This window comes from Streptacidiphilus neutrinimicus, from assembly GCF_000787815.1.
Taxonomy (GTDB): Bacteria; Actinomycetota; Actinomycetes; order Streptomycetales; family Streptomycetaceae; genus Streptacidiphilus; species Streptacidiphilus neutrinimicus.
In genome coordinates this window covers 48,448-48,946 of record NZ_BBPO01000014.1, presented here as the reverse complement: position 1 = coordinate 48,946, position 499 = coordinate 48,448, and the positions used below count along the sequence as shown (strand labels likewise).

Here is a 499-nt window from a genome sequence, read left to right as displayed (position 1 = left end):
GGGGCCCCCCCCGCCGCTGGACGCCCGCCGACATCGCCCGGCTGGAAGCCATGTGCCGGCTCACCGCCCAGGGCCTGCCGCCCGCCCAGGCCGCGCGCGCCGCGGCGCTGGAGCAGGCCGAGCAGGCGCAGCGGGCGCGGAGCGGCCCCTCCCCGGAGCCCCAAGCCGTCGAAGCGTCCGGCCTGCCCTTCCGGCCTGCGCCCCCGCCCGGGCCTGCGCCTGCGGGCCTGCGGCCCCGCGCCACGCGTGCGGCCGAGCCGGGGGACGACGACGCCGCGCGGCGACGCCACGCGCGCGGCCTGATCCGCGCGGCGGACCGGCTGGACGCGCCCTCCCTCCAGGAGCTGCTGGAGAGCGCCGTGGACGCCTGGGGCGTCGAGCGGGCGTGGGAGGACGTGATCGCCCCGACGCTTCGCGCCGCCGGGCGGCGCTGGGCGACCGTCGGCGACTCCTACGTCGAGGTCGAGCACCTGCTCTCCTGGCACGTCGCCACCGAGCT

General features: G+C 81.0%; 1 protein-coding gene. It reads left to right on the top strand.

Annotated elements, in window-relative coordinates; genetic code table 11:
• A partial coding sequence (locus tag TR48_RS43140) for a B12-binding domain-containing protein (RefSeq protein WP_174501691.1) occupies positions 1-499 on the top strand: 499 nt, incomplete at both ends.